Origin of the sequence: Halogeometricum sp. S3BR5-2 (genome assembly GCF_031624635.1) — an archaeon.
In the GTDB taxonomy this organism is placed as follows: Archaea; Halobacteriota; Halobacteria; order Halobacteriales; family Haloferacaceae; genus Halogeometricum; species Halogeometricum luteum.
The window spans coordinates 1-1,061 of record NZ_JAMQOQ010000021.1; the positions used below are offsets into that span (position 1 = coordinate 1).

At 54.7% G+C, this 1,061-nt stretch carries 1 protein-coding gene; it reads left to right on the forward strand.

Annotation, left to right across the window (positions count from 1 at the left end; all coding sequences use genetic code 11):
- Nucleotides 1-48: 48 nt before the first annotated feature.
- Nucleotides 49-1,049 (forward strand): IS630 family transposase gene (locus NDI79_RS23520; RefSeq protein ID WP_310931062.1). Its coding sequence is split into 2 segments (ribosomal slippage): nucleotides 49-541 and nucleotides 541-1,049, totalling 1,002 coding nucleotides; the frame shifts between segments, so codons are not numbered across the junction.
- Nucleotides 1,050-1,061: the final 12 nt, after the last annotated feature.

Genomic DNA, 1,061 nt, shown 5'->3' on the forward strand with positions numbered 1-1,061 from the left:
CTATAGTAACCGGTAGAACTTTTTACTCAGAGATAGTTGCAGTAGCTAGTGAATCATCTCGACGAGATCTCCGTCGAGGAATTGCAAGACGCTCTCGACAACGTGGACGGAAAGAAGCCGACACAACGGCTCTTAGCGGCAATCGCGTACAAGAATGGTGTCACGCAGACCGAGCTAGCCGAGTGGTACGACGTGCAGCGACGGACCATCTACAGCTGGCTCACGCGACTCGACACCGACAACTCGCTTGAGCAAGCCGCATCTGACGATAAACGAACTGGAAGAAAACGGAAACTCTCAGAATCACAGCAAGAGCAATTCGAAGAAACCGTTCACGACCCACCTGAAGAAGTCGGGATCGACGCGCCGGCGTGGACGCCGGCGCTTGCCCAAGAGTATCTCGAAGACACGTACGGCGTCCAGTATTCAATCCCGAGTTGTCGGCGGTTGCTGAAAGAAGCGGGATTGAGCTATCAAAAACCACGCCGTTCAGCTGCCGAAGCCGATGAAGACGAGCACGAAGCGTTCCACGATGAGCTCAAAAAAAGCGGCGGGAAATGGACGCCACCGTAGTCTGTATCGACCAAACCAAGAAATCCGTGCAAGTTGAGCCGCGTGCCGCGTGGTTTCCACAGGGCACGCGGCCCTCAGTCGAACTGTCTGGCCAACGCGAGTGGACGTGTCTGCTGGGCGCGATCACCGAGGACGGTGATCGTTTCTTCTCGCGATTCACCGAGTACGTCACCGCCGAACACGCGAAACATTTCATTTTAGCAGTATGCGAAGAATTCGAAGATGACTTGATCGTCGTGCTAGACGGAGCGCCGTATTTTCAGGCGTCGGCCGTCACGGACCTGGCGGCCCGTGACGACCTCGCCTTCGTCACGTTACCCTCGTATTCACCGGAGTTGAATCCGGTCGAAGAATGCTGGAGACAGCTGCAAAAGGCACTGAGCAACCGATTCTTTGACTCACTCGACGAGCTAACAACAGCGATCGACACCGCTCTCGACAAACTCTCCGTCCCTAAAGTGAGCAATTACTTCTAGTGTCTACTATAG